The following is a 26151-nucleotide window of genomic DNA, read 5'->3' as shown; positions in this document are numbered from 1 at the left end:
TGCCCGGGTGCTGCGGGGAGTGCTGGAATCCCGCGGGTGGACGCCTTTCTGACGACCGAGCGGCTGGTGCTGCGCGAGTTCCGGGCCGACGACGTCGATCTGGTCCTCGAGCTCAACGGGGATCCCGACGTGATGCGGTACATCTTCGCGGGGCCACCGCTGACGCGGAGCGAGGTCGTCGAGAAGATGCTGCCCGGCTACCTCTCGTGCTACCAGAAGTTCGGCGGACTGGGCAGGTGGGCCGTGCTGGAGCGGGCCACCGACCGGTTCGTCGGGCTGTTCATCCTGCAGCCCGCGGAGGGCAGGCCGTCGGACGAGGCCGAGCTCGGCTACCGGTTCCACCGGTCCGCCTGGGGCAAGGGATACGCGACCGAGGGCGCGATCGCCTTGCTGGACAAGGGCTTCGCCGACTTCGGGCTGCGGCGGATCTTCGCGCAGGCGATGGTCGTCAACCCCGGCTCGCGGCGGGTGATGGAGAAGGCCGGGATGCGGTACGTGCGGACGTTCTTCCAGGCGGACTGGCCGGGCGATCCGATCGAGGGCGAGGAGCACGGCGACGTCGAGTACGAGCTGACCCGCGACGAGTGGCTGGCTCAGAAGCGGTAGACGCGTTCGGCGACCGCGGCCGCGGGTTGGGCGGCGTTGTCCGCCGGCGCCGAGATCCGGTTCGGATCGCCGTCGGAGGTGTAGCGGCGGGCGGGATCGGCCGCCAGCCGGTCGAGCCAGGCGGTGGAGCCGAACCGGGCGTCCGCGCCGGTCGCCGCCTGAGAGCGGATGCGCGGCACGTTGGCCGGGTCGAAGTCCGCGGACCACGGTGAGGGCGCCGGGTTGGAGCCGACCAGCAGGACGCTGTCGTGCCGGTAGGTCGTCCCGTCGGCCGAACCGGCGGCGGCCAGCCGCTCGTCGTCCGGGCGCGCGCCCAGCGGCAGCGCGATCGAGCGCACCTCCGCGCCCGGCACCGCATCGGTGATGATCCGCTGCATGCCGGCGATCTGCTGCTGCACCTCGTCACCGCTGAGCCGGCCCAGGTTCGGGTGGTCGAGGGTGTGGTTGCCGATCTCGAAACCGTGCTCGTGGAGCCAGCCGAGGCTGCGCCTGCCGCTGGGTTCCTCGAACGGCGGGTTGAACACGTAGAAGGTCGCGGTCGGGCGGAATCCCGGGTGCTGGGCGGCCACGTCGAGCAGGATGCGGACCGCCGTGCCCGGCGCCGGCCCACCCGAACCGTCCACTGTGAACTGGGTGGCGGATCCGTCGTCGAAGGTCAGCACCACCGGGTGCGCGCCCGCCGGGAGGTCGAGCCGCCCGGTGGCGTACTCGGTGGCGGTCACCGGGACGTAGCCCTCGGCCGCCAGCCGTTCCAGCTCCGCGCGGAAGTCCTCCGGAGTGCGGTCGTAAGCGCTGGTCGGCGTGGTGGTGATCCGGTGGTACATGAGCACCGGGACGTCGCCCAGCTCGTTGGCGCCCACCGATTCCGGCGAAGGTGGCGGCGGTGGCGGCGGCGGAACCTCGGCGACCTGGCGCGGTGGCGGTGGTGGCGGCGCGCTGCAACCGGCCAGGGCGGCGAGCGCCGTCACCGCGGCGACGGCGCATCCGGCTCGCACTGCTGGCAGCATCGACCCAACGGTAGGTCCCGGTTTCGCGGCTTGGGGATACTCCAACTGGTTAATTGATCTGCCGCGTCCCGGCTGGGATGGTGGGCCGCACGCATTCCGCTTGGAAGAGCACGAGTTTCGTGCTGCCGCGCGAGTTCGCCTAGTCGGGGAGGCGAAAGCGATGACGGATGCTGCCCGCGTGCGGGTGCTGGCCGGGTTGCCCGGGTTCGTCGTGGTCGGAGTGAGCGCCGCGCTGGTGCTGCTGCTCGGCGTCCTGCCGCTCCGAAGTCTGTCCACTGAGGACGTCGAGATCGCCGGGCTGCCGGATCGTCCCATCACGTCCGCGGACGTGGGGTCGATTCAGATCCGCTCCGGTGCCGAGGACGGCGTGCGGGTCCTGCTGGACGGCCGCGATGTTCCGGTGCACCGCGAAGCGGGTGCGCACCGGCTGCTCCCGGTCGAACTGGCCGACGGGCCGCACGAACTGCGCGTCGTGGTGCCCTCCTGGATCGGTTCGACCACCGCGAGCCGGACGTTCGCAGTGGACGACTCGCCACCGGATCTGCAGGTCGGGGAGTCGCTGCGCGCGGAAGCGCCGGACGCGGCGGTGACCGTGGCGGGAACCGCCCGCGGTGCGGCCGAAGTCCTGGTCGCGGGCAATCCCGTGGCGTCGGATCCGCAGGGCGGGTTCCGCGCGGTCGTCGAGCGGCCGGAGCGGCAGGTGCCGGTCGTCGCCACCGACGTCGCGGGCAACCGCACCGAGCGCTCCGTGACCGTCCACACCAGACATCCCGGGATGCGCGCGGTGCACCTGACCGGGCTGGCCTGGACCAGCGGCGCGCTGCGCGAACCGGTGCTGGAGCTGGCGCGGCGCGGCCAGATCGACACCGTCGAGCTGGATCTCAAGGACGAGAGCGGAGAAGTCGTCTACGACTCCGCGGTGCCCCTGGCGCACGAGATCGGCGCGGTCAAGGGCTACTACAACGCGCGTCAGGTGCTCGACCAGCTGCACGCGATGGGCGTTCGCGTGGTCGGCAGGCTGGTGGCCTTCAAGGACCCGGTGCTGGGCGAGGCGTCCTGGCGCGGCGGGCACCCGGAGCGGGTCGTGCAGACCGCCGACGGCCGGCCGTGGAGCGGTGGTTACGGCGGCTACGCGTTCACCAACTTCACCGATCCCACCGTGGTGCGCTACAACGTCGACATCGCCGCGGAAGCCGCCGAGCTGGGCTTCGACGACGTCCTCTACGACTACGTGCGCCGACCGGACGGCGACCTCGGCCGGATGCGCATCCCCGGCCTGACCACCACCCCGGAGGCGGCGATCGCCGACTTCCTGCGGCGGACGCAGCCCGAGGTGCGCTCGCGCGGCGCGCTGCTCGGCGCCTCGGTCTTCGGCATCGCGGTGGACCGCCCGACCGAGATCGCCCAGGACATCCGCCAGATGGCGCAGCACGTCGACTACATCTCGCCGATGGTCTACCCGTCGCACTGGGCGCCGGGCGAGTTCGGCGTGGCCGATCCCAACGCGCAGCCGTACGACATCGTGGTGCGCTCGCTGGCGGAGTTCCGCGCGGCGGTCGAGGGCACCGACGTGCAGATCATCCCGTGGCTGCAGGACTTCAGCCTCGGCGTGCGCTACGGCCCGGCGGAGGTGGCGGCGCAGATCGACGCCGCCCGCGCCAACGGCATGGGCTCGTTCCTGCTCTGGGCGCCGAACTGCCGGTACCACGGCGAAGCCCTGGTGCCGCCGCGCTGAGTGAACGATCCGCTTTCGGTGAGGTGAACGGTCCGTTGGCCCTACCGGTGCGCGGCAGAACGGTGTTGTCCTCCGGGCGTCGACTGTGCAGAGTTGGCGGGGTTGTCGATGTTGGAGGTGTGGAGATGCCCGCGAGGCCCGTCCGGCTCACCCTCGCAGTGCTCGTGACCGGTTCCGTGATCGCGCCGATGGCCCAGGCGGCTCCCGGCGGTCCGCCCGAACCGCCCAAGGACGCCGAGGCGGTCGGTTCCGGCGGCGCTGTGTCCAGCGTCGACCCGTACGCGACGCAGATCGGTATCGACGTGCTGCGCAACGGCGGGAGCGCCGCGGACGCCGCCGTCGCCGTCGCGGCCGCGCTGGGCGTCACCGAGCCGTACTCGGCCGGGTTCGGCGGTGGCGGGTACTTCGTGCACTACGACGCCAAGACCGGGAAGGTCGAGACCATCGACGGCCGGGAGACCGCGCCCGCCAGCGCCGACGAGGACCTGTTCCTGGAGGACGGCAAGCCGATCCCGTTCGACCAGGCGGTCACCAGCGGCCTCGGCGTCGGCGTGCCCGGTACCCCGATGACCTGGCAGCACGCGCTGGACAAGTGGGGCCGCAAGGACCTCGCCGAGGTGCTGCGCCCGGCCGAGCAGCTGGCCCGCGAAGGCTTCGTGGTCGACGAGACCTTCCGCGAGCAGACCGCCGACAACGAGGAGCGCTTCCGCGCGTTCCCGGCCACCCGCGACCTGTTCCTGCCCGGCGGGGAGCTGCCGGAGGTCGGCAGCAAGCTCCGCAACCCCGACCTCGCCGACACCTACCGGGAAGTGGCCAAGCGCGGCGTGGACGCGCTCTACGACGGTGAGATCGGCGCGGACGTGGTCAAGACGGTCAACGAACCGCCGGTGGACCCGGCCGCGGGCCGCGAGGTCCGCCCCGGCGCGATGACCACCGACGACCTGCGCGGCTACCGCACCATCGACCAGGACCCGACGCACCTGACCTACCGCGGGCTGGACGTCTACGGCATGGCGCCGGGCAGCTCCGGCGGCACGACCGTCGGCGAGGCGCTCAACATCCTGGAGGGCACCGACCTCACCGCGGCCGACAAGACCCAGTACCTGCACCGGTACCTGGAAGCCAGCAAGATCGGCTTCGCGGACCGCAACCGCTGGGTCGGCGACCCGGAGTACAGCGAGGTGCCCACCGAAGCGCTGCTGGAGCAGGACTTCGCCGACTCCCGCGCCTGCCTGATCAGCGACGACGCGGTGCTGCCCACTCCGGTGGCCGCCGCCGACCCGAAGCAGCCGCAGGACTGCGCGGCACGCACCACCGACGGCGCCGAGCCGTACGAGGGGCCGAACACCACGCACCTGACGGTCGCCGACGCCGAGGGCAACGTGGTCGCCTACACGCTGACCATCGAGCAGACCGGCGGCAGCGGCATCGTGGTGCCGGGGCGCGGATTCCTGCTCAACAACGAGCTGACCGACTTCAGCTTCACCCCGGTCACGCCGGGCGAACCGGACCCGAACCTGCCGGGCCCGGGCAAGCGGCCGCGCAGCTCGATGAGCCCGACGATCGTGCTGCAGGACGGCCAGCCGCTGCTCGCGGTCGGCAGCCCCGGCGGCGCGACGATCATCACGACCGTGCTGCAGAGCCTCACCGGGCGCCTGGACCGCGGCATGTCGCTGGTCGACGCCATCGCCGAGCCCCGCGCGTCCCAGCGCAACAGCGCGCAGACCGACGCGGAACCGGCGTTCCTCGCCCAGCCGGAAGCGGAGAAGCTGAAGGCCATCGGACACGAGTTCAAGAAGACGGCGGAGATCGGCGCGGCGACCGGGGTGGAACGCCTCCCGGACGGCCGCTGGGTCGCGGCGGCCGAGCGCGAGCGCCGCGGCGGCGGCGCGGCAGCGGTGGTGACCCCGGCCCGCTGACCCGAGGCCAGGACGGCACCTCTCTCGGTAGCGCGTGATGTTTCGGCAGGTGACGGCCCGTGAGTGCTTTGGGGTGCTATAGCGCCCCAAACCACTCACGGGTCCTGAACAGCGGAAACCGTCACGCCGATCGGCCCCGGGCAGGTCAGGTGGTGCGGGTGGCGCGCCAGGTGGCGTGCTCGCGGGCGATCGTGGCCTCCGCGTCGGTCACCGCCGCCGACCACTGCTGCTCGTCCAGGTCGCCGTCCAGCAGGTCCCGGACCTCGCCCAGCTCGGCGGTGGCCCGGCGGTAGGCCGCGGCCTTCGCCGAGTGCCGGCGGGTGGCGCCCCACGCCGCGATCGCCGCCACCGCCGTCGCGGCCACCACCGCGGCGACGGCGCCCGCCCTGTTCAGGCCGGTGGCGCCGAAGGCCTCGCCGAGCGCGCCGACCACGCCCAGCACCTCGATGACCACCGTCGCCGTCCGGTAGAACCGCGCTTGCCGCAGGTGGTGCTGCGCCCGGGTCTCGTACCAGTCCTGCTGGTCGAGCACCCGGCCGATCAGATAGGCCTCCTTGCGCTCGGCCAGCGGCGCGCCGCGCAGCGCTCGCATCCGCTCGGTGATCGTCTCGGCGGTGTGCTGCGTCAGCGGGACGTCGGGGAGCTCCTGCTGCACCGCGCGCAGGCGCGTGGCGAACCGCTCGTCGGCTTGCGCGCTGCCTGCCGGGAACGGCGCGGCGCACACGGCGTAGCGCCAGGCCAGCGTCTTGGCCGAGGTGGCGAGGGCGCGGCTTTCCGCCCAGAGCCGGTCCGGCCGGGTGCTGACCAGGGCCAGCTCCACCGCCACCGCTCCGATGAGCGTCAGCGCGGCACCCACCGCGAACAGGTCGATCCCGGTGTCGCCGAGGCGCAGCGTCAGGGTGGCGAGCACACCTGCCGCCACGATCAGCATCAACCGGGATCGCGCCGCTCTGAGGTAGGCGTGCCGCTGGCGGGCTGCGGCGGCGTCGGCCGCCTGGAACAGGCCCGGGTAGTCGGCGGTGGTCAGTGCTTGCATCTGCTCGGTGCTCGACATGGCCACTCCGTCGCTCGGGGCTCCCCAGTGAATCGCGTCCACCGGGTGATCCGAATCGGCCAAATCGGCACAACTGCCGCCACGCGGGGGTGGCCGCTCCGGTTGAAATCGGTCCGCGGCCGCAGCCGCGACGATCAACGCGCTCAGGTCGTGGAAGGCGGCGCAGGCGCACAGCCCGCACCGCCGTGGGGTCTCAGCGCTCGCCTGGCGAGGACGGCCCTGATGCCGCGTATTGGTCACACATGAGTCGAGGCACCCGGAGTCCAGGTGGGCGCGGAGGTTCCGCTACCGGCACCGCCACGCGGAACGAGCCTGGAAAGCCATCTAAACTCGGCGGGTCGCCAAGCACCACTGCCGATCTCCCAGGGGGCCCGTGTGACCGTCCAGCCGATCAGACTCTTCGGCGACCCAGTGCTGCGCACCAGGGCCGACGAGGTGGTCGACTTCGACAAGGAGCTGCGCACCCTCGTGCAGGACCTGTGGGACACCATGGAGGAGCAGGGCGGGGCCGGGCTGGCCGCGCCTCAGCTGGGTGTCGGGCTGCGGGTGTTCACCTACCACTGCGACGGCTTCGCCGGGCACATGATCAACCCGACCTGGACCGCGATCGGCGGCGACGAGCAGTTCGGCCCGGAGGGGTGCCTGTCCATCCCCGACCTGTTCTGGGAGTGCGTGCGCGCCAAGCACGTGGTGGCGCGCGGCTGGAACATGCACGGCGAGCAGATCGAGGTCGAGGGCACCGACCTGCTGGCGCGCTGCATCCAGCACGAGACCGACCACCTGGACGGGGTGCTGTTCGTCGACCGGCTCGACGAGCAGACACGCAAGGCGGCGCTGCGCGAGATCCGCAGCGCGGAGTGGTTCGGCGGCGAGGTCCCGGTGATCAAGGAAAGCCCGCACCCGCTGTTCGGAGGCCGCTGATGCGCCTGGTCTTCGCAGGTACCCCCGCGCCCGCCGTCCCGGCGCTGCGCGCGCTGCTGGAATCGGACCGGCACGAGGTCGTCGCCGTGGTCACCCGACCGGACGCGCCCGCCGGGCGCGGTCGCAAGCTGGTGCGCTCGCCCGTCGGCGCGCTGGCCGACGAGCACGGCATCGAGGTGCTCACGCCCGCGCGCGCGTCGGAACCGGAGTTCCTGGCCCGGCTGCGCGAGCTCGCCCCGGACTGCTGCCCGGTGGTCGCCTACGGCGCGCTGCTGCGGGAGGAGGCGCTGGCCATCCCCGAGTTCGGGTGGATCAACCTGCACTTCTCGCTGCTGCCGGCGTGGCGCGGTGCCGCGCCGGTGCAGGCCGCGATCCGGCACGGCGACGAGATCACCGGGGCCAGCACCTTCCGCATCGTGCGCGAGCTGGACGCCGGCCCGGTCTTCGGCGTGGTCACCGAGCAGGTCCGCCCGGCCGACACCGCCGGTGAGCTGCTGGACCGGCTGGCGATCTCCGGTGCCGGGCTGCTGGCGGCGACCCTCGACGGCATCGAGGACGGCACGCTGCGCGCCGAGGAGCAGCCCGCCGACGGGCTCAGCTACGCGCCGAAGGTCACCGTCGAGGACGCCAAGGTGGACTTCACCGCGCCCGCGACCGCCGTGGACCGGCTCATCCGGTCGGTCACGCCCGACCCGGGCGCGTGGGCGCTGCTGGGCGACGGGCGGTTCAAGCTCGGTCCGGTGTCCATCGTGGACGATGAACTGCCGCCGGGGGAGATCCGGGTGGAGAAGCGCCGGGTGCTGGTCGGCACCGGCACCTCGGCCGTCGCGCTGGGCGAGGTGCAGGCGCCGGGCAAGAAGCGGATGGCCGCCACCGACTGGGCCCGCGGAACACGCATCGAGCAAGGAGAACGGCTCAAGTGAACGAACGCCGTCGGCCGTCCCGGCCGGGCAAGGCCCGCCCACCGCGACGCAAGTCCAGTCCGCCGCGACCGGTGGACGCCGACCCGGTGCGCCTGGTCGCGGTCGAGACGCTGCGCGCCGTCCGGGAACGCGACGCCTACGCCAACCTGGCGCTGCCGCCGCTGCTCAAGCAGCGCCGGATCAGCGGCCGGGACGCCGCGCTGGCCACCGAGCTGACCTACGGCGCGTGCCGGGCGCAGGGCCTGCTGGACGCCGTCATCGACGACTGCAGCAACCGCCCGCTGTCCGAGATGGACCCGAAGCTGCTCGACGCGCTGCGCATCGGCGTCTACCAGCTGCTGCGCACCCGGATCCCGGCGCACGCCGCCGTTGCCTCCACTGTGGACATCGTGCGGTTCGAATCCGGTTCGAAGCTGGCCGGTTTCGCCAACGCGGTGCTGCGCAGCGCCACCGAGCTCGACGAGCAGGGCTGGATCGAGAAGCTCGCCCCGGCGCGCTCCGAGGACCCGATCGGCCACCTCGCGATGCGCCACGCGCACCCGCGCTGGATCGCGCAGGCCTTCGCCGACGCGGTCGGCCTCGACGAGCTGGACGCCGCGCTGGCCGCCGACGACGCCCGCCCGGCGGTGCACCTGACCGCGCGTCCCGGCGAGATCAGCGCCGACGAGCTCGCCGCGATCACCGGCGGCGACCCGGCGCCGTACTCGCCCTACGGCGTGCGGCTGGAGGCCGGCGCGGGCGACCCGGGCGACCTGGAGCCCGTGCGCGAGGGCTTCGCGTCGGTGCAGGACGAGGGCAGCCAGCTGGTCGCGCTCGCGCTGACCCGGCCGGAGCTGACCGGCCCCGACCTGCGCTGGCTGGACCTGTGCGCGGGTCCCGGCGGCAAGGCCAACCTGCTCGGCGCGCTGATCACCATGGACGGCGGCACGCTCGACGCGGTCGAGCAGGCCCCGCACCGCGCGGAGCTGATCCGGCAGGCGACCGAGGGCCTGTCGGTGAACGTGCACGTCGGCGACGGCCGCGACCCGGGTCTGGAACCCGGCTACGACCGCGTGCTGGTCGACGCGCCGTGCACCGGCCTCGGCGCGCTGCGGCGGCGCCCGGAGGCGCGCTGGCGGCGTCAGCCCTCCGACGTCGGCGACCTGACGAAGCTGCAGCGGGAACTGCTGCTCTCGGCCATCGGCCTGACCCGTCCCGGCGGCGTGGTGGCCTACGTGGTGTGCTCGCCGCACCTGCCGGAGACCGAGGGAGTGGTCTCCGACGCGATCCGCCGCACCGGTGTGACCCAGCTCGACGCCCGCCCGTACTTCCCGGACGTGCCGGACCTCGGCGACGGTCCGTCGGTCCAGCTGTGGCCGCACCGCCACGGCACCGACGCGATGTTCTGCGCCCTCCTCCAGATCCCGGCCTGACCTGGACATTCCGCAATTTCAATGGAAATTGGACGTCTGATTTCAATTGAAATTGCGGAGAACCCGACGCACCTCGGCGTGTCGGGGTCCCGACACGCCGACGGTGGGTGCAACTTCAATTGAAATCTGGTGTCTGATTTCAATTGAAGTTGCGCGGGTTGGTGTGCGTCGGTCTTGGTGTTGGGGGCTTGTCGTGGTGGGGTGGGTGCGGTGACCGTTGTTCGGTCGGCGCGCGTCGAGAGGTGGGTGGTGCGGAGTGTCTGAAGTGGACTACCGGCGGTGGTTGGCCGTGGCGGTGGCCGAGGCGGAGACCGGACTCGCCGAAGGCGGGATTCCCATCGGCGCCGCGCTGATCGGTCGCGACGGCGAGGTGCTCGGCAAGGGGCACAACCGGCGCGTGCAGGACGACGACCCGTCGGTGCACGGGGAGACCGCGGCCTTCCGCAACGCGGGGCGGCAGCGCTCCTACGCCGGGACCACGATGGTGACCACGCTGTCGCCGTGCTGGTACTGCAGCGGGCTGGTGCGCCAGTTCGGCATCAGCCGCGTCGTGATCGGCGAGGCCCGCAACTTCCACGGCGGCCACGACTGGCTGGCCGAGCACGGCGTGGAGGTCGTGGTCCTCGACGACCCGGGCTGCACCCGGATGATGGCCGACTTCATCGCCGCACACCCCGAGCTCTGGTACGAGGACATCGGCCAGGACTGACCGCCCCGCAACCGTCGCCTCCGAAGGCTTGCCGGCAACGCCCGCCCCGCTGGCCCGGCTCGGCGTCGGTGCGGTGCCGGGAGGGCGATCTCGCGCGAAATCCCGCAGGCGGGCGGGGTGCCGATTTCGCGTGACATCGCCCGACACCCGAAGCAGGGGCGAAGGCCGTATCAGCCGCGCGCGGTGGTGCGGTTGCGGACGGCGTAGGTGATCAGGCCGAGCACCAGCCACACCGCCGCCACCGCCAGGGCCAGTCCGCTGGCCGTGACCAGCACGACCACCGAGATCAGGCCGCCGATCACCGGGATCACCACCGTCGAGGCGCTGCGCTCCCGGCCCGGCACCGCGAAGTAGCCGATCACCGAGGCGTGCAGCAGCACGAACGCGGTCAGCGCGCCGACCGTCACCATCGACGACAGGACCTCGAGGCCGTCCTCGGCCGACGCCGCCCACACCGACACGAGCAGCGTCACCACGGCGGCCAGCAGCGTCGCGTTGCGCGGGACGTGCGTGCGGCGGTCGATGCGGGCGAGACCGGCGGGCAGCTGCCCGTCGCGGGCCATGCCGAACAGCAGCCTGCTCACCGCGGCTTGCGCGATCATCGCGGAGAACGCCGGGGCGATCGCCTTCACCGCCGTCACGGCCACCGCCAGCCAGCCGCCCAGCGCGGCCCGCAGCATGTCGTAGAACGCGGAGTCCTGCGCGTTCGGGTCCTGCGCCAGCCGCTGCGGCGTCAGCGGGCTGAGCAGGGACGCCAGGTAGGTCTGCACGAAGAACAGCACGCCGCTCAGCGCCAGGCAGAACAGCAGCGCCCGGCCGACCTGGCGCGAGGAGCCGGTGTTCTCCTCGGCGAAGGACGCGATGGCGTCGAAGCCCAGGAACGACAGCACCGCCACCGACACCGCGCCCAGCACCGCCAGCGGCGCGAACGCTTCGAAGCCGGTCAACGGCGACAACCACGGCCGCGCCGGGCCCTCACCGGCCAGCACCACCAGCGCGGCGACCACGAACACCACGAGCAGCACGATCTCCACCACCAGCACCACCGTGCCGACGATCGCCGCGACCTTGACGCCGGTCAGGTTCAGCGCGGTCACCACCACGATCGCCGCGCCGGTCGCCAGCCACACCGGGATCTGCGGCAGCAGCGAGTTGGTCGCGATGCCGACGAACAGCGAGGCCACGCTCGGAATGAACAGGTAGTCGAGCATGATCATCCACCCGGCCGCGAAGCCCGGCGCTCTCCCCAGCCCGGCCGAGGCGTAGGCGAACACCGACCCCGCCTTGGGCACTGCGGCCGACATCCGCGCGTAGGACCACGCGGTGAAGCTCATGGCGATCGTCGCCACGACGTACACCAGCGCCACGGCGCCCCCGCTGCGCGCGTCCAGCACGCCGAAGACGCCGACGGGAGCGAGCGGGCCGATGAACAGCAGCCCGGAGACGATCAGGTCGCGCAGCGTCAGCCGGCGCTGCAGACCTCCCGAAGTTGTGGTCATGGCCTCGATCCCAGTTCGGAACAACGCGGTCTGGCGGGGTGTTCCACGATGCGGCGAGCCGCACCGCGGTGGTGGTGCTCGACCGGCTGCCTGGCTACAGGCCGCCGTCGGGCCCCGCTACATGTAGTGCCACGTGAGCCCGGCCCGCAATCGATCCCAGAGGTTGACCACGCACGCCTCGCAGCCGAGGCTGGACCGGCAACCCCAACGAGCGTCAGGTGGTACGAATGTCTTCCACTCCGGTCGAAGTGACCCGGACCGGTCAGCACACCTTCCGCGCGACCAACCCGCGCGGAGCCCAGGTCGCGATCGGGCGGGAGGACGCCCCCGAGGCTTTCACGCCCGGTGAGCTGCTGCTCGCCGCGATCGCCGCCTGCTCGGCGGTGACCAGCGAGAACCTGCTGGTCCGGCGGCTGGGCGAGGATGCCGAGCTGACCGTGCACGCGGACCGCACCAAGGTGCCGGAGGACAAGCACAAGTTCGCCCGGGTCCAGGTCGGCTTCGACGTCGACCTCAGCGCGATCGAGGACGACGACCGCGCCAAGCTGCTCGAAGCCGTCGAGCGCGCGATCACCAAGTACTGCACCGTCAGCCGCTCGGTGGAGGAAGGCACCCCGATCGACCTCACCCTGCCCCGCTGACCTCCGCCGCCACCCTCCGCGGTGTCCTTTTCGCACGAAATCGCCACCGCACAGGGTGAACTTCGCCTACGTGCGGAAGCGGTCTCCGGGGCGGGTTCGGGCCACAAGTGCGCAACCGAGGCCGCCGGTGGTGCCCTTCCCGTCGTAAGGTGCTCGTCGCGCGCCGCAGCGGTGCGCGACGAGTGGGAGGCGTAGTGGCACAGGAGACCGCACCGGAGCAGCAGTCCGGGTTACGCCGGGATCTGTCCGGCCGCCAGGTCGGCATGATCGCCATCGGCGGTGCTATCGGCACCGGGTTGTTCCTCGGCTCCGGCCTGGCGATCTCCATCGCCGGACCGGCCGTGATCATCGCCTACGCGGTGGCCGCGTTCGCCGCGCTGGCGCTGGCCTTCGCGCTGGCCGAGATGATCGTGGTGCACCCGGAGGCCGGTGGGTTCGGCGCGGTCGTGCAGCGCTACCTCGGCGGGCTGCCGGGCTTCGTGTCGCGGTGGATCTACTGGGCCGCCCAGGTGGTCAACATCGGCAGCGAGGTCATCGCGGCCGGGCTCTACGTGCAGTTCTGGTACCCGCAGCTGCCGCTGTGGATGCCGGTGGTGGCGTTCTCGCTGGTGATGCTGGCGGTCAACTTCGCCGCGGTGCGGTTCTTCGGCGAGTTCGAGTACTGGTTCGCCATGATCAAGGTCGTCACGATCGTGGTGTTCATCGGGCTGGGCGTCTTCTACATCTTCTTCGGCCTGCCCGGCCAGGAGCCCGCCGGTGTCGGGGCACTGACCGAGCACGACGGGTTCCTGCCCAACGGCATCGGCGCGGTGTGGCTGGCGCTGACCGTCGTCACCTTCTCCTACCTGGGCACCGAGGCGGTGTCGATCACCGCCGCCGAGTCCCGCAACCCCGGCCGGGACGTCCCGCGCGCCGCGCGCGGCATGGTGCTGCGGCTGGCGCTGTTCTACGTGCTCGGGATGCTCGTGGTGGTCTCGATCCTGCCGTGGAACGAGGTGTCGTCCTCCGGCGAGGTCACCGAGAGCCCGTTCGTGCGGCTGTTCAGCATGGTGGGCATCCCGGCGGCGGCCGGGATCATGAACTTCGTGGTGCTCACCGCGGCGCTGTCGGCGATGAACACCAACCTCTACATCACCGCGCGGATGACCCACTCGCTGGCGATGGACGGCTACGCGCCGAGGTGGTTCGCCAAGGTCAGCGGCAACGGCGTGCCGCGCCGGGCGCTGGTGCTCTCGGCGGCCGGGCTGGCGCTGGCCGCGGCGCTGGCGGTGTTCGCCGAGGACTCGGCGTTCCCGATGCTGCTGGGCCTGGCGCTGTTCGGGGCGCTGGTGACCTGGTTGATGATCTTCGCCAGCCAGCTGGTGTTCCGGCGCCGCCGCGCGGCGGAGGGCCTGCCGCCGTCCCCGGTCCGGCTGCCGGGCGCGCCGGTGACGACCGTGCTGGCGATGCTCTTCGTCGCGGCGGTCCTGCTGACCACGCCGTTCACCGAGCAGTTCAACACCGCGTGGAAGGCGGGCGTCCCGTTCGTCGTCATCCTCTGCGTGGCGTACTACGTCATCCACCGCCGCCGCGCGGCCGAACCCGACTCCGAGGTCGAGAGCGCGAAGTAGCCGGTTCCGGGGGCGCGCGACCACCGGGACCACCGCTCACCCGTTCGGGTGGTGAGGGTGATCTGAGCTGGGGAATGCGCGGGATTTACACTCCCGCATGTGTCGAACCAGCCGATGATCGCGCCCTCCATCCTGTCCGCAGATTTCGCCCGCCTCGCCGATGAGATCGCCGCCGTGAACGGCGAGCCCGGCAAGCGGGCCGACTGGCTGCACGTGGACGTGATGGACGCGCACTTCGTGCCCAACCTGACCCTGGGCCTGCCGGTGGTCGAGTCGATCCTGAAGGCGACCGACATCCCGGTCGACTGCCACCTGATGATCGAGGACCCGGACCGCTGGGCCGTCGGCTACGCCGAGGCAGGCGCCTACAACGTCACGGTTCACGTGGAAGCCGCCAAGGACCCGATCGCCATCGCCAAGGACCTGCGCGCCGCGGGCGCCAAGGCAGGCCTGTCGATCAAGCCGGGCACTCCGCTGGACCCGTACCTGGACGTGCTCAAGCACTACGACACGCTGCTGGTGATGTCGGTGGAGCCGGGCTTCGGCGGCCAGAAGTTCATGGCCGACGTGCTGGACAAGGCCCGCAAGGCCCGCGAGCTGGTCGACACCGGCCACCTCAAGCTGGTGGTGGAGATCGACGGCGGGATCAACGCCGACACCATCGAGCAGGCGGCCGAGGCGGGCGTGGACTGCTTCGTGGCGGGCTCGGCGGTCTACAACGCCGACGACCCGGCCAAGGCCGTGGAAGCGCTGCGCGCGAAGGCGACCCCGAACTTCGCCCACGCCCGGCGGTGATCGTGCCCTCGTGAGTGCTTTGCGGTGCTATAGCCCCACAAAGCACTCACGGGAGCGGGGAGCGGGAGGACGACGATGGTCGCTCGTGGCGAAGAGCAGGCGATGCGTGCCGCGGTCGCGGCCAGCGAGCAGGTCCGGGGCACCACGAGCCCGAACCCGCCCGTCGGCTGCGTGATCCTCGGTACCGGCGGTGAGGTCGTCGGGGTCGGCTCGACCCGGCCACCGGGCGGCCCGCACGCGGAGGTCGTCGCGCTGCGCGCGGCGGGGGAGCGGGCGCGGGGCGGCACCGCTGTGGTGACGCTGGAGCCTTGCTCGCACACCGGGCGCACGCCACCGTGCACCGATGCGCTGATCGCAGCCGGTGTCGCGCGCGTCGTGCACGCCGCTTCCGATCCCAACCCGCTGGCCAGCGGTGGTGCGGAGCGGTTGCGCGCAGCGGGCGTGGAGGTCGTGAGCGGGCTGCTGGCCGACGAGGTGGCGGCCGGGCCGCTGCGCGCGTGGCTGCACTTCGCCCGCACCGGCCGCCCGCACGTGACCTGGAAGTACGCCGCCACGCTGGACGGGCGTTCGGCGGCGGCGGACGGCACCAGCAAGTGGATCAGCTCCGCCGAATCCCGCGCCGACGTGCACCGGCTCCGCGCCCGGGCGGACGCGATCATCGCGGGAACCGGCACGGTCCGCGCCGACGACCCGCACCTGACCGCCCGCGCTGCCGACGGGACGCTGCTGGAGCGGCAGCCGCTGCGGGTCGTCATCGGCGACAGCGAGATCCCCGCGTCGGCGAAGGTGCTCGACGACGCGGCCGAAACGGTGCAGCTGCCCGGCGGCGATCCCCGCGCGGCGCTGGCGGCGCTGGCCGAGCGCGGCATCGTCGACGTGCTGCTGGAAGGCGGGCCGCGGCTGGCCGGTGCGTTCGTGCAGGCGGGCTGCGTGGACCGGGTGCTGGCCTACGTGGCTCCGGCGCTGCTCGGCGCCGGTCCGGCCGCGCTCGGCGAAGCCGGAGTGGGAAGCATCTCGCAGGCATGGCGGTTGCAGATCGAAGAGACGACTATGAGTGGCCCGGACGTCCGCATCAGCGCGGTCCCGCAGGAGAGCTGAGGACCACGACGACGCCGGAGGCAAGGAGGCAGCAGTGTTCACCGGGATCGTCGAGGAACTCGGCACCATCGAGGCGGTCGAGCCTCTGGACGATGGCAGCAGGCTCACCGTCCGCGGACCCGTGGTGACCGAGGACGCCAAGCACGGCGACTCGATCGCCGTCAACGGCGTGTGCCTGACGGTGGTCACCGTCGGCGACGGGCAGTTCACGGTCGACGTGGTGGCCGAGACGCTGCGCCGCTCCTCGCTCAAGGGCATCGCCGTCGGCGACCGGGTCAACCTGGAGCGCGCGATGGCGCTCGGCGACCGGCTCGGCGGGCACATCGTGCAGGGCCACGTCGACGGCACCGCGGTGCTGCGCGGCACCGGCGCCGACGGGCTCACCAGCTTCGAACTGCCGAAGCGGCTGTCGCACTACCTGGTGGAGAAGGGCTCGATCACCGTCGACGGCGTGTCGCTGACGGTGGTCGAAGCGGGCGAATCGACGTTCAGCGTGGCGCTCATCCCGACGACCAAGGAGCTGACCACGCTCGGCCACCGCGCACCGGGTGACGAAGTGAACATCGAGGTGGATGTGCTGGCCAAGCACCTCGAACGGCTCGCGGCGGCGCAGCTGGACCACCGGGCCCATGGTGCGCAGGCCCGTTCGGGGGACAATGGCGGCGTCAGGGAGGCGCAGTGATGAACCCCGAGGTTGGCGGCACCGTGAGCACGAACAAGTTCGACAGCATCGAGCGCGCGTTGGCCGACATCGCCGCCGGGCGTCCGGTGGTGGTGGTCGACGACGAGGACCGCGAGAACGAAGGCGATCTGATCTTCGCCGCGGAGAAGGCGACGCCCGAGCTGGTGGCGTTCATGGTCCGCTACACGTCCGGCTACATCTGCGTCGGCATGCCCGGCGAGGACTGCGACCGCCTCGACCTGCCCCCGATGTACTACTGGAACCAGGACCGCAAGGGCACCGCCTACACGGTCACCGTGGACGCCGCCGAAGGCGTGAGCACCGGCATCTCGGCCTCCGACCGCGCCAAGACGCTGCAGGTGCTGGCCGGTGCCGAGTCCACGGCCAAGGACCTCACCCGGCCCGGCCACGTCGTCCCGCTGCGCGCCCGCGACGGCGGCGTGCTGCGCCGGCCCGGCCACACCGAAGCCGCGGTCGACCTCTCCCGCCTGGCGGGCCTGCGCCCGGCGGGCGCGCTGTGCGAGATCGTGAGCCAGAAGTCCGAGGGCGACATGGCCCGTCGCGACGAGCTGGAGGTCTTCGCCGAGGAGCACGACCTCGCGCTGATCACCATCGCCGACCTGATCGCCTACCGGCGCCGCTTCGAGAAGCAGGTCGTCCGGGTCGCCGAGGCGCGCATCCCCACCGCGCACGGCACCTTCCGCACCTTCGGCTACGACAGCACCATCGACGGCATCGAGCACCTGGCCCTGGTCTACGGCGAGATCGGCGACGGCGAGGACATCCTGGTGCGGGTGCACTCCGAGTGCCTGACCGGCGACGTGCTCGGCTCGCTGCGCTGCGACTGCGGACCGCAGCTGGACGCGGCGATGGCCAAGGTCGCCGAAGCGGGCCGCGGCGTGGTGCTCTACATGCGCGGGCACGAGGGCCGGGGCATCGGCCTGATCCACAAGCTGCAGGCCTACCAGCTGCAGGACGACGGCGCCGACACGGTGGACGCCAACGTCGAGCTGGGCATGCCGGTGGACAGCAGGGACTACGGGCAGGGCGCGCAGATCCTCTGCGACCTCGGCGTCAAGTCGATGCGGCTGCTCACCAACAACCCGGCCAAGCGCGTCGGGCTGGAGGGCTACGGGCTGCGGATCGTGGACCGGGTGCCGCTGCCGATCCGCCCCAACCCGGAGAACATCCGCTACCTGCGGACCAAGCGCGACCGCATGGGGCACGTGCTGGACAATCTCGACGACGGCGAGGATTCCTCGATCAACGGCGAGACTGGAGTGACGGCATGAGTGGCGAGGGGAGGCCGCGCGTCAGCGTGCCGAAAGCCGGCGAGCTGCGGCTGGGCATCGCGGCGATCCGCTGGCACGAGCGGTACGTGGAGCAGATGCTCGCCCGCGCGCTGGCGGCGGCTGCGGAGGCCGGCATCGCCGAGCCCACGGTGGTGCGGGTGCCCGGTTCCATCGAGCTGCCGGTGGTCTGCCAGCAGCTGGCGCACCAGCACGACGCGGTGGTCGCGCTCGGCGTGGTCGTGCGCGGCGGCACCCCGCACTTCGAGTACGTCTGCGATTCGGTCACCCAGGGCCTGACCCGGGTGGCGCTGGACGAGTCCACGGCGGTCGGCAACGGCGTGCTGACCTGCGACACGGTGGAGCAGGTCGAGGCGCGGGCCGGGTTCGACGACTCGGTGGAGGACAAGGGTTTCGAGGCCACCGCGGCGGCGCTGGAGACCGCGCTGGTGCTGCGGGAGCTGCGGGGCTGGAACGGCGAGCGGGGGTTCCTGTGAGCGTGGAGGTGCGACCGCGGAAGATCCGCCGGGTGGCGATCCCGATCGCGGTGGTGCTGGTCCTCGTGTTCGCGCTGGTCGGCACCCTGCTGACGAACAGCCCGACCGGCGTGATCTTCTCGGTTTCCGACCAGATCGCGATGGGCTTCCTGGGCGTGCTGCTGGCGGCCGGGGTGATGCTGCTGACGCGGCCGCGGCTGCGCGCCGACTCCGACGGGCTCGAGGTCCGCAACATCATCGGCACCCACCGCTACTCGTGGCCGGTGGTGCAGTCGGTGTCCTTCCCGGACGGTTCGGCGTGGGCCCGGCTGGAGCTGCCGGAGGACGAGTACGTGCCGATCATGGCGATCCAGGCGGCCGACGGCGAGCAGGCCATCAAGGCGATGCGCGACCTGCGCGAACTGCGCCGCCAGTCCCAGGACGCCTGAGAAGGCTGCTTGCGTGGCGGTGCGGGTGGCGGTACCTCAGCCCTGCCCGGACCCCGATGCACGGCACTCGGGCTGTCCTCGCCAGGCGAACGCTGAGACGAAGATCAGAAGATGGGCTCCGAGGCGGAGCGCTGAGCGCGCGAGGCCCGCGACCGAGGTGGTCGCGGGCCTCGTCGCTGTTCAGCGGGCGGCCACGAGGTCGCAGACGAAGACCAGGGTCTCGCCGGGGGCGATGACCCCGCCCGCACCGCGGTCGCCGTAGGCCATCTGCGGCGGGATGACGAGCTGGCGGCGGCCGCCGACCCGCATGCCCTGCAGGCCCTGGTCCCAGCCCTCGATGACCTGGCCCTTGCCGAGCGTGATCTGCAGCGGCTCGCCGCGGTCCCAGCTGGCGTCGAACTGCTTGCCGGTGCTGTGCGAGACGCCCACGTAGTGGACGGCGACCACGGTGCCCGCGGTGGCCTCCTTGCCCTCGCCGACGGTGATGTCCTTGACCACCAGCTCGGTCGGCGGCTCGCCGGTCGGCTTGGCGATCTTCGGCTTCTCGGTGTTCACGAGCGTTCTCCTCGATCTCGCTTCCAGTGCTGCCGCGAATTCTCCCGGACGATCCGATGTGGAGCGCATCCGCCCGCCCCGGCGACGGCGGTGGTCAGCTGCGGGCGGACCAGGCTCGGGCCAGGGCCGGTACGGCTTGGTCGAGGAGTTCCGGTGGCAGCGCGAAGCTGAGCCGCAGGCGGTCGCGGTCGCGGCGGTCGGCGGAGAACATCGAGCCCGGCGCGACCGCGACGCCGTGCTCGCGGGCCAGTTCGGCGAAGGCATCGGTGTCGGTGCCCGGCAGCCGCACCCACAGCGACAGGCCACCGGCCGGGCGGTTCCAGGTCCACTGCGGGAGTTCCCGGCGCAGGGCGGCGGACAGGTGGTCGCGGCGGCGGGTCAGCTCGTCGCGCCAGGCCGCGAAGTCGTTGTGCCGCAGCAGTTCCGCCGCGAGTCGCTGGCTGACCGTGCTGGTCGCCAGGTCGCTGGTCTGCTTCAGCTCGGTGAGCTGGGCGCGCAGCGGTTCGGGGGCCACGAGCCAGCCCACCCGCAGGCCGCCCCACAGCGCCTTCGACAGCGAGTGGACCTCGACGGTGCCGTGCGGGTGGGTGTCGGCGAACCGGCCGGGCGGCGCGCCCTCGTGCACGACCTCGGCCAGCGTGTGGTCGACGACCACCGGCAGCTCGGCCTCGCGCGCGATCTCGGCCAGTTCCTGCACGCGCCCGGCCCCGGCGACCGCGCCGGTGGGGTTGCGGACGGCCTGGACGTAGGCGAAGGCGGGCCGATGCCTGCTCAGCGCCTCGCTGAGCGCCTCGGGAACCATGCCCTGCTCATCGGTGGGAACCGCGATCGCCCGCGCTCCGCACCCGGTGATGGCGGCCAGCGCTCCGGGGTAGGTGGGTTCCTCGACCAGCACCGCTTCGCCGGGCCGGGCCAGGCAGCGGGTGCTCAGGTCGATGCCCTGCTGCCCGCCGCCGGTGATCAGCACGTCGCCGAGGAGTTCCAGCAGGCCGGGCTCGCCGAGCCGGTCGTAGCCGTGCCTGCTGGGGGTGTGCAGGAGGTCGGCCGGATCGAGCTTGGGCAGGTGCAGGTGCGCGGGGTCGGGGACGACCGATGTGGACAGATCGGCGAACACCGCGCCGGGGCTGAGCAGGCGGTCCATCGCCGACGCCGCGCCGGAGTCGGTGAGGTACGTGCCGCTCCCGTGCCTGCGCTCGCAGATCCCGTCCTCGAAGAGCGCGTTGAACGCGGCGGCCACCGCGCCGCGGCTGCACTCCAGCACGCGGGCCAGGTCGCGCTCGGAGGGCAGGCGGGTGCCGGGGCTGAGCGCGCCGGTGCGGGCGAGGTCGGTGAGCGCGGTGGCGAGCCGGCGGCTCAGCGGTCCGTGCCCGTGGCGGAGTCGGTCGCGGATCAACGCGGCGAACTGGTCCACATCGGCGGTTGGCATGGGGCCATTCTGCCGCAAGGAGGACCACGGTCTAGTGGAGGAGTGAGCCAATTGCTAACGTGTCACTTGACCGCGAAGTGGCCTGTTCCACATCGCGAGACAAGCCACTTTTGCGGGAGGGTTGCGATGGCGCTGACCGAGGCGGACCACATCTGGATGGACGGCGAGCTGGTTCCGTGGCAGGACGCCCGGATCCACGTGCTCAGCCACGGATTGCACTACGGCACCGGGGTTTTCGAGGGCGTCCGCGCGTACTCCACATCGGACGGACCGGCGCTGTTCCGACTCGACGAGCACCTGGACCGGCTGTTCCGCAGCGCCAGGATGCTGCGCATGGCGCTGCCGCGCGACAAGGCGGAACTGCGCGCGGCGACGCTGGAACTGGTGCGCGCCAACGGCCACCGCTCCTGCTACGTCCGCCACCTCGCCCACCTCGGCTACGGCGCGATGGGCGTCGACCCCACCGGGGCCGAGGTGCGGATGTCGATCAGCAGCTGGGAGTGGGGCGCCTACCTCGGCGACGACGCCGCGCAGGGCATCCGGCTGATGACGAGCTCCTGGCGCCGCAACGATCCGACCGTGGTGCCCACCGCCGCCAAGGCCACCGGCCCCTACCTCAACTCCGCGCTGGCCAAGCTCGAAGCGCGCGAGGCCGGGTTCGACGAAGCGGTCCTGCTGAGCACCGACGGCTACGTGAGCGAGTGCTCCGGCGAGAACATCTTCATCCGGCGCGGCGACGTGCTCTTCACCCCGCCGTCCAGCGCCGGTGCGCTGGAGGGCATCACGCAGGACACGGTCGCGACGCTGGCCGCGGACCTGGGGATCACCGTGCGGCGCGAGAGCCTCCTGCGCTCGGACCTCTACGCCGCCGACGAGATGTTCCTGTGCGGCACCGCGGCCGAGGTGACACCGGTGCGTTCGGTCGACAACCGGGAGATCGGCGCGCCCGGCCCTATGACCGCCGAGATCCGCGACGCGTTCAGCGCAGCGGTCAGCGGCGCGGACGAGCGCTACCGCCACTGGTTGACCTTCGTCGACCGCTGATAGCCTCCGCCGCATGGGCTCCGCGCAGTGATCATCCCGTCCCGCGGCGCGACCTCGCCGGTCGCGCTGATCGATCCTGCCCATGAGGAGCCGTTTTGCCGGAAGAAGCCGATTTCGAGACCCACGTCGCCGACCGCCTCGCCGCGCTGCCCGGAGTGCGCGCGGTGAGCCTCGGCGGATCGCGCGCCCAGGGCACGCACCGCACCGACAGCGACTGGGATTTCGCGATCTACTACCGCGGCCGGTTCGAGCCGCAGCACCTGCGCGACGTCGGCTGGCCCGGCGAGGTGTCCGAACTCGGCGCCTGGGGCGGCGGCGTGTTCAACGGCGGCGCCTGGCTGCGGATCGACGACCGCCCGGTGGACGTCCACTACCGCGATCTCGACGTCGTCGAGCACGTGCTCGGCGAAGCGCGGGCCGGGCGATTCGAGTGGCAGCCGTTGATGTTCCACCTGGCGGGCATCCCGAGCTACCTGGTGCTGGCCGAGCTGGCGATCAACCGGGTGCTGCACGGCGAACTGCCGCGCCCGGAGTTCCCGCGGCCGCTGCGCGAAGCCGCACCGGAGGTCTGGTGGCAGCAGGCCTCGCTCACCCTCGCCTACGCGCGCGCCAACCACGCGCCGCACGGGCGGCTCGCCGAAACCGCCGGCGCGATCGCGCAGGCGGCCTGCCAATCGGCCCACGCGGTCCTGGCGGCGAGAGGGGAGTGGGTGACCAACGAGAAGCGCCTGCTCGCCCGGGCGGGACTGCGCGAGGCGGACCAGCTGATCGCCGGTCTGACCCCGGATTCCCTGGTCGCAGCGGTGGATCGGGCCCAGGCCTACCTCGAAGCCGCGGTGACCGCAGCCCGCTGATGGTCGTGAGTGCGTAGCAGTGTTCGAAACACTGCTACGCACTCACGACCCCGCGTCAGCGGGGGCGGACGGCCGGGGCGGAGAGGGCGACCAGGAGGGCCAGGGCGGCTGGGACCGCGAGGCCGATGCTCAGGTCGGTCCAGCTGGAGATCAGGCCGATCACCACCGGGCCGGCCAGCAGACCGCCGTAGCCGAGGGTGCTGACCTGGGCCAGGTCCCGGCCGCTGCGGCTCGGGTCGCGGCTGCCCGCCGCGCTGAACACCTGCGGGATGATGCACGAGAGCCCGATGCCGAACAGCGCGAACCCGATGATCGCCGCCACCGGGTGGTGCAGCAGCAACGCCGTGCCCAGGCCGGTACCGGCGATCGCGCCGCAGCAGCGGACCAGCACCACCGGGCCGAGCCGCGCGACCAGGAAGTCGCCCAGGAACCGGAAGACGGCCATCATCGCGGAGAACACCGCGTAGCCGATCGCCGCGACCGCCGGGCCGGTCTCCAGCACGTCGTGCAGGTACAGCGGCGACCAGTCGGCCATCGAGCCCTCACCGACCGAGCAGAAGAACGCCAGCACGCCGAGGAACAGGATGCCCGGCGAGATCCCGCGCTGCCGCGGCGCGGAACCGCTCCGCACCTGCGCTTCCGGCGGGAGCAGTTCGCGGCCGGCCACCAGCAGCACCGCGGCGAGCGCTGCCCCGACGAGGGCGAAGTGCGCGCCGGCGCCGATCGAGGCGTGGGCGGCCAGGGCGCCGACCCCGGCGCCCAGCAGGCCGCCGACGCTGAACATCGCGTGGAACGTGCTCACGATCGGCCGCCCGTAGCCGCGCTGCACCTGCATCGCGTGGGTGTTCATGGCCACGTCGACGGTCCCGTGCCCGGCGCCGAACAGCAGCAGGCCCACCAGCAGCACCGGCAGGCTGCCCGCGTAGCCCGGCACCAGCAGGCTCGCCGCCATCGCCAGCCCGGCAGGCCTCAGCACCCGGGCGCTGCCGTACCGGTCGGCGAGGTGCCCGACGGCCTGCATCGCCAGCACCGAACCGGCCGCGACCGCGAACAGTGCCAGCGTCACCTGCCCCTCGTCCAGACCCAGGTCCTGCTTGATCGCCGGGATCCGCCCGGTCCAGGTGCCCAGCGCCGCACCGGTGCTCACGAAGTAGGCCGTGACGGCCCAGCGCGCCCGCTGCGGGACCGCGACGCTCGTCTCAGACAACGCGCACCTCCACCCCGGCCGCCGCGAGCTCGGCGCGGGCCTCCTCCGGCGCGGAGGTGTCGGTGACGACCACGTCGAGATCGGTGACCGGGCAGACCAGCCCCAGTCCGGTGCGGGCGAACTTCGCCCCGTGGCACACCGCGACGACGCGCTGGGCGGCGTTGACCGCGGCCTGCTTCACCGGCACTTCCTCCAGGTCGTGGGCGGTGAGGCCGTGCTTGGCGGACAGCCCGCACACGGCGAGGATCGTGGTGTCCACCCGCAGCGCGCGGAGCGAGGCCTCCGCTAGATGGCCGGTGAACGACAGCTCGCCCGGCTTGGTGCGTCCGCCCGGCAGCAGCAGGTCCACCTGCGGCACGTTGCTCAGCGCGTTCGCCGAGTGCAGGTCGAGCGGGATGGCGGTGAGGCGCCGGTGCGCGAGCCGCTTGGCGACCTCCAGCGTCGTGGTGCCCGAGTCGAGGATCACCGATTCGCAGTCGGTGATCAGCTCGTCCACCGCCGCGGCCAGCCGCTGCTTGACGGCCACTTCGTCGCGCTCGCGCAGCGGGAACGGCGCGGAATGGCCGCGCAGGAAGCTCACCGCACCGCCGCGCACCCGGCGCAGCACGCCCTGCTCGGCGAGTTGGTCGAGGTCGCGGCGGATGGTCATCTCCGAGCAGCCGGTCGCCTCGGCCAGCTCGGCAACCGTGACGCGCTCGGCCAGGCGCAGCCGTTCGACGATCGTCGATGTGCGTTCCGAACTCTCCACACCTTCGATCGAACATGAACGGTGTGCGAAGCACAAGGCATCGAACAGACCATGTGATCGAGGCCGCTGGGGTGGGGAGCGGCGAATGGGGGACAATGGAGGCCGACGCTGCGACGCGCAGGTCGTCGACGCGGGGTAGGAGGAGATCGTGAGCGTGGCCCAGGAGCGCAACCTACGGTTGGTGCGAGACGTTCCGGCCGAACCCGGCGTTCGGCTCGGCGACATCAGACTGCGCAACCGCCTGGTGACCTCGTCCAGCCTGCTGGGCTACGGCGTGGCCAACGCCAAGGTGATGGCCTACGGCATGAGCCCGATCTCGAACTTCGTGCGGCTGGAGCGCTTCGGCGCGGTCACCACCCGCACCGTCACCGTCGAGCCCCGCGAAGGGCACTTCACCACCAAGGACGACTGGGCGCTCAACGAGCTGCCCGCGCTGCTCAAGCGCTACGGCCAGGCGCTGCGGCAGGTCGACGGCGGCTGGCTCAACGCGTTCGGCTGGTGCAACGTCGGCATCGACGCCTACCTGCGCGACTACTACCCGCGCACCCGCGAGCAGAACACCATCATCTCCGTCGGCGGGTTCTCCGCCGAGGAGTTCGTCACCCTGGTGGACAAGGTCAACGCCGCGGTGCCCGCCGGTGAGATCGCCGCGGTCGAGTTCAACGTCTCCTGCCACAACGTCAACTTCGACTTCGACCAGATCATCGAGTCGGTGCTGGCCGAGGCGGTGCCGCGCAGCAACCACCCGGTGATCCTGAAGCTGTCACCGGACTACGGCTACGTCGCCCACGCGCGGCTGGCGGCCAAGCACGGGGTCTCCGCGCTGACCGCGATCAACACCGTCAAGGGCCTGCGGCTGGACCCGAACACCGGGCGGCCGCTGCTGAAGAACGGCTTCGGCGGCCTTTCCGGCCGCGCCATCAAGCCGATCGGCCTGCGGGTGGTCAAGGAGCTGCGCGACGCGGACGTGACCCTGCCGATCATCGCCACCGGCGGCATCCGCAGCTTCGACGACTGCCGCGAGTACTTCTGGGCGGGCGCGGACGCGGTGAGCCTCGGCAGCGCCAGCTGGTTCGCCAGCTACCCGGGCTACGCCCTCTCGCCGCTCTACGGAGCCCGCATCCGGAACCTCCTGCGCCGCATCGAGAACTACGAACCGCCGGCCCGCTGACCGCAGGTCGCAGGGCGCCCCGGTCGCCTCGGCCGGGGCGCCCTCGCGTGACCGGGGTGGTTCGGCCGCCGTTCGGAGGGGCGGGGTCGGTTCGCGTCCGCCCCGCGCACCAGTGCGCCGCGCTCCTGTCGGCTGAGCGCGGAGCGTGATGCTGCGGGGGTGAACTCATGGCCGGACTGGGGCATCTCGGTGACCACCCGGCCGATTACCCGTGCGAACGGGTGATCGCGTGCGGAAGCGGTCGCCCGCCTGGCGCGAGCCCGTCCACCCGATGGACCGGAGATGATTCCGCTGGCCGGGCAGCGGAACCGAGCCTGTGGC

General features: G+C 72.1%; 25 protein-coding genes. 18 read left to right on the top strand and 7 right to left on the bottom strand.

What is annotated here, in order from left to right; genetic code table 11:
- The first annotated feature begins 36 nt into the window (after nucleotides 1-36).
- Nucleotides 37-606: a GNAT family N-acetyltransferase gene (locus tag C4T78_RS01850; RefSeq protein WP_093345822.1), complete on the top strand. Its 570-nt coding sequence runs from the start codon at nucleotides 37-39 to the stop codon at nucleotides 604-606.
- Here C4T78_RS01850 and C4T78_RS01845 read toward each other — a convergent pair.
- Nucleotides 594-1613 (bottom strand): polysaccharide deacetylase family protein, encoded by a 1020-nt coding sequence (locus C4T78_RS01845; protein WP_093345825.1) that lies wholly within the window; start codon nucleotides 1611-1613, stop codon nucleotides 594-596. The two genes, C4T78_RS01850 and C4T78_RS01845, sit on opposite strands and share 13 nt — an antisense overlap.
- A gap of 160 nt (nucleotides 1614-1773) precedes the next feature.
- On the opposite strand from C4T78_RS01845, the gene C4T78_RS01840 reads away from it, so the two are divergent.
- Entirely contained in the window at nucleotides 1774-3348 is a 1575-nt protein-coding gene (locus C4T78_RS01840; RefSeq protein WP_093345827.1) for a putative glycoside hydrolase, read from the top strand.
- A 125-nt stretch (nucleotides 3349-3473) separates the two neighbouring features.
- Nucleotides 3474-5267 carry a gamma-glutamyltransferase gene (ggt, locus tag C4T78_RS01835; protein ID WP_093348284.1) on the top strand — a complete coding sequence of 598 codons (1794 nt, stop codon included), beginning with the start codon at nucleotides 3474-3476 and terminating at the stop codon, nucleotides 5265-5267.
- Nucleotides 5268-5412: 145 nt separating this feature from the next.
- Here ggt and C4T78_RS01830 read toward each other — a convergent pair whose 3' ends face one another.
- Complete coding sequence (locus C4T78_RS01830; protein ID WP_093345830.1) at nucleotides 5413-6321, bottom strand: DUF4231 domain-containing protein; 909 nt, start codon at nucleotides 6319-6321, stop codon at nucleotides 5413-5415.
- A gap of 375 nt (nucleotides 6322-6696) precedes the next feature.
- On the opposite strand from C4T78_RS01830, the gene def reads away from it, so the two are divergent.
- The 4 genes from def to C4T78_RS01810 all read left to right on the top strand — a co-directional run bounded on the left by def (nucleotide 6697) and on the right by C4T78_RS01810 (nucleotide 10286).
- Complete coding sequence (gene def / locus C4T78_RS01825) at nucleotides 6697-7242, top strand: peptide deformylase (RefSeq protein ID WP_093345832.1); 546 nt, start codon at nucleotides 6697-6699, stop codon at nucleotides 7240-7242.
- Nucleotides 7242-8165, top strand: coding sequence for a methionyl-tRNA formyltransferase (fmt, locus tag C4T78_RS01820; RefSeq protein WP_093345835.1), 924 nt, complete (start codon nucleotides 7242-7244; stop codon nucleotides 8163-8165). The genes def and fmt overlap by 1 nt, the downstream gene beginning before the upstream one ends.
- On the top strand, nucleotides 8162-9577 hold the full coding sequence (locus C4T78_RS01815) for an RsmB/NOP family class I SAM-dependent RNA methyltransferase (protein WP_093345837.1): 1416 nt from the start codon (nucleotides 8162-8164) through the stop codon (nucleotides 9575-9577). Before fmt ends, C4T78_RS01815 begins: the two co-directional genes overlap by 4 nt.
- 256 nt (nucleotides 9578-9833) lie before the next feature.
- On the top strand, nucleotides 9834-10286 hold the full coding sequence (locus tag C4T78_RS01810; RefSeq protein ID WP_093345840.1) for a nucleoside deaminase: 453 nt from the start codon (nucleotides 9834-9836) through the stop codon (nucleotides 10284-10286).
- A 170-nt stretch (nucleotides 10287-10456) separates the two neighbouring features.
- On the opposite strand, the gene C4T78_RS01805 is transcribed toward C4T78_RS01810, so the two are convergent.
- On the bottom strand, nucleotides 10457-11785 hold the full coding sequence (locus tag C4T78_RS01805; RefSeq protein WP_093345842.1) for an APC family permease: 1329 nt from the start codon (nucleotides 11783-11785) through the stop codon (nucleotides 10457-10459).
- Between the two features lie 227 nt (nucleotides 11786-12012).
- On the opposite strand from C4T78_RS01805, the gene C4T78_RS01800 reads away from it, so the two are divergent.
- From C4T78_RS01800 to C4T78_RS01765, 8 genes are all read left to right on the top strand, one after another.
- Nucleotides 12013-12426, top strand: coding sequence for an OsmC family protein (locus C4T78_RS01800; protein ID WP_093345845.1), 414 nt, complete (start codon nucleotides 12013-12015; stop codon nucleotides 12424-12426).
- Between the two features lie 194 nt (nucleotides 12427-12620).
- On the top strand, nucleotides 12621-14036 hold the full coding sequence (locus tag C4T78_RS01795) for an amino acid permease (protein WP_093345847.1): 1416 nt from the start codon (nucleotides 12621-12623) through the stop codon (nucleotides 14034-14036).
- 114 nt (nucleotides 14037-14150) lie between these two features.
- Nucleotides 14151-14831 carry a ribulose-phosphate 3-epimerase gene (gene rpe / locus C4T78_RS01790; RefSeq protein ID WP_093348287.1) on the top strand — a complete coding sequence of 227 codons (681 nt, stop codon included), beginning with the start codon at nucleotides 14151-14153 and terminating at the stop codon, nucleotides 14829-14831.
- Between the two features lie 75 nt (nucleotides 14832-14906).
- On the top strand, nucleotides 14907-15929 hold the full coding sequence (gene ribD / locus C4T78_RS01785) for a bifunctional diaminohydroxyphosphoribosylaminopyrimidine deaminase/5-amino-6-(5-phosphoribosylamino)uracil reductase RibD (protein ID WP_093345850.1): 1023 nt from the start codon (nucleotides 14907-14909) through the stop codon (nucleotides 15927-15929).
- A gap of 34 nt (nucleotides 15930-15963) precedes the next feature.
- Nucleotides 15964-16611 carry a riboflavin synthase gene (locus C4T78_RS01780; protein ID WP_093345852.1) on the top strand — a complete coding sequence of 216 codons (648 nt, stop codon included), beginning with the start codon at nucleotides 15964-15966 and terminating at the stop codon, nucleotides 16609-16611.
- Entirely contained in the window at nucleotides 16611-17903 is a 1293-nt protein-coding gene (locus C4T78_RS01775) for a bifunctional 3,4-dihydroxy-2-butanone-4-phosphate synthase/GTP cyclohydrolase II (RefSeq protein WP_093155436.1), read from the top strand. Before C4T78_RS01780 ends, C4T78_RS01775 begins: the two co-directional genes overlap by 1 nt.
- Nucleotides 17900-18397, top strand: a complete 498-nt coding sequence (ribH, locus tag C4T78_RS01770; protein ID WP_093345855.1) for a 6,7-dimethyl-8-ribityllumazine synthase — start codon at nucleotides 17900-17902, stop codon at nucleotides 18395-18397. The genes C4T78_RS01775 and ribH overlap by 4 nt, the downstream gene beginning before the upstream one ends.
- 32 nt (nucleotides 18398-18429) lie before the next feature.
- On the top strand, nucleotides 18430-18825 hold the full coding sequence (locus C4T78_RS01765) for a PH domain-containing protein (protein ID WP_235862980.1): 396 nt from the start codon (nucleotides 18430-18432) through the stop codon (nucleotides 18823-18825).
- Between the two features lie 180 nt (nucleotides 18826-19005).
- On the opposite strand, the gene C4T78_RS01760 is transcribed toward C4T78_RS01765, so the two are convergent.
- The gene (locus C4T78_RS01760) at nucleotides 19006-19380 is read right to left on the bottom strand and encodes an FKBP-type peptidyl-prolyl cis-trans isomerase (RefSeq protein ID WP_093345860.1); all 375 of its coding nucleotides are present in this window, start codon (nucleotides 19378-19380) and stop codon (nucleotides 19006-19008) included.
- 94 nt (nucleotides 19381-19474) lie between these two features.
- A complete protein-coding gene (locus C4T78_RS01755) occupies nucleotides 19475-20806 on the bottom strand; it encodes an aminotransferase-like domain-containing protein (protein ID WP_093345862.1) in 1332 nt (443 codons plus the stop codon).
- A 126-nt stretch (nucleotides 20807-20932) separates the two neighbouring features.
- On the opposite strand from C4T78_RS01755, the gene C4T78_RS01750 reads away from it, so the two are divergent.
- The gene (locus C4T78_RS01750; protein ID WP_093345865.1) at nucleotides 20933-21850 is read left to right on the top strand and encodes a branched-chain amino acid transaminase; all 918 of its coding nucleotides are present in this window, start codon (nucleotides 20933-20935) and stop codon (nucleotides 21848-21850) included.
- Nucleotides 21851-21945: 95 nt separating this feature from the next.
- On the top strand, nucleotides 21946-22704 hold the full coding sequence (locus C4T78_RS01745) for a nucleotidyltransferase domain-containing protein (RefSeq protein WP_093345867.1): 759 nt from the start codon (nucleotides 21946-21948) through the stop codon (nucleotides 22702-22704).
- Between the two features lie 55 nt (nucleotides 22705-22759).
- Here the strand turns inward: C4T78_RS01745 and C4T78_RS01740 are convergent, their stop codons facing one another.
- Nucleotides 22760-23911 (bottom strand): MFS transporter, encoded by a 1152-nt coding sequence (locus C4T78_RS01740; protein WP_093345870.1) that lies wholly within the window; start codon nucleotides 23909-23911, stop codon nucleotides 22760-22762.
- Entirely contained in the window at nucleotides 23904-24659 is a 756-nt protein-coding gene (locus C4T78_RS01735) for a DeoR/GlpR family DNA-binding transcription regulator (RefSeq protein WP_093345872.1), read from the bottom strand. The genes C4T78_RS01740 and C4T78_RS01735 overlap by 8 nt, the downstream gene beginning before the upstream one ends.
- A gap of 181 nt (nucleotides 24660-24840) precedes the next feature.
- Between C4T78_RS01735 and C4T78_RS01730 the strand changes: the two genes are divergently transcribed.
- Nucleotides 24841-25830 carry a beta/alpha barrel domain-containing protein gene (locus C4T78_RS01730; RefSeq protein ID WP_235862981.1) on the top strand — a complete coding sequence of 330 codons (990 nt, stop codon included), beginning with the start codon at nucleotides 24841-24843 and terminating at the stop codon, nucleotides 25828-25830.
- Nucleotides 25831-26151: the final 321 nt, after the last annotated feature.

The sequence above is a fragment of the Saccharopolyspora kobensis genome, from assembly GCF_900108315.1.
In the GTDB taxonomy this organism is placed as follows: domain Bacteria; phylum Actinomycetota; class Actinomycetes; order Mycobacteriales; family Pseudonocardiaceae; genus Saccharopolyspora; species Saccharopolyspora kobensis.
This window is presented reverse-complemented; position numbering and strand designations above follow the sequence as displayed.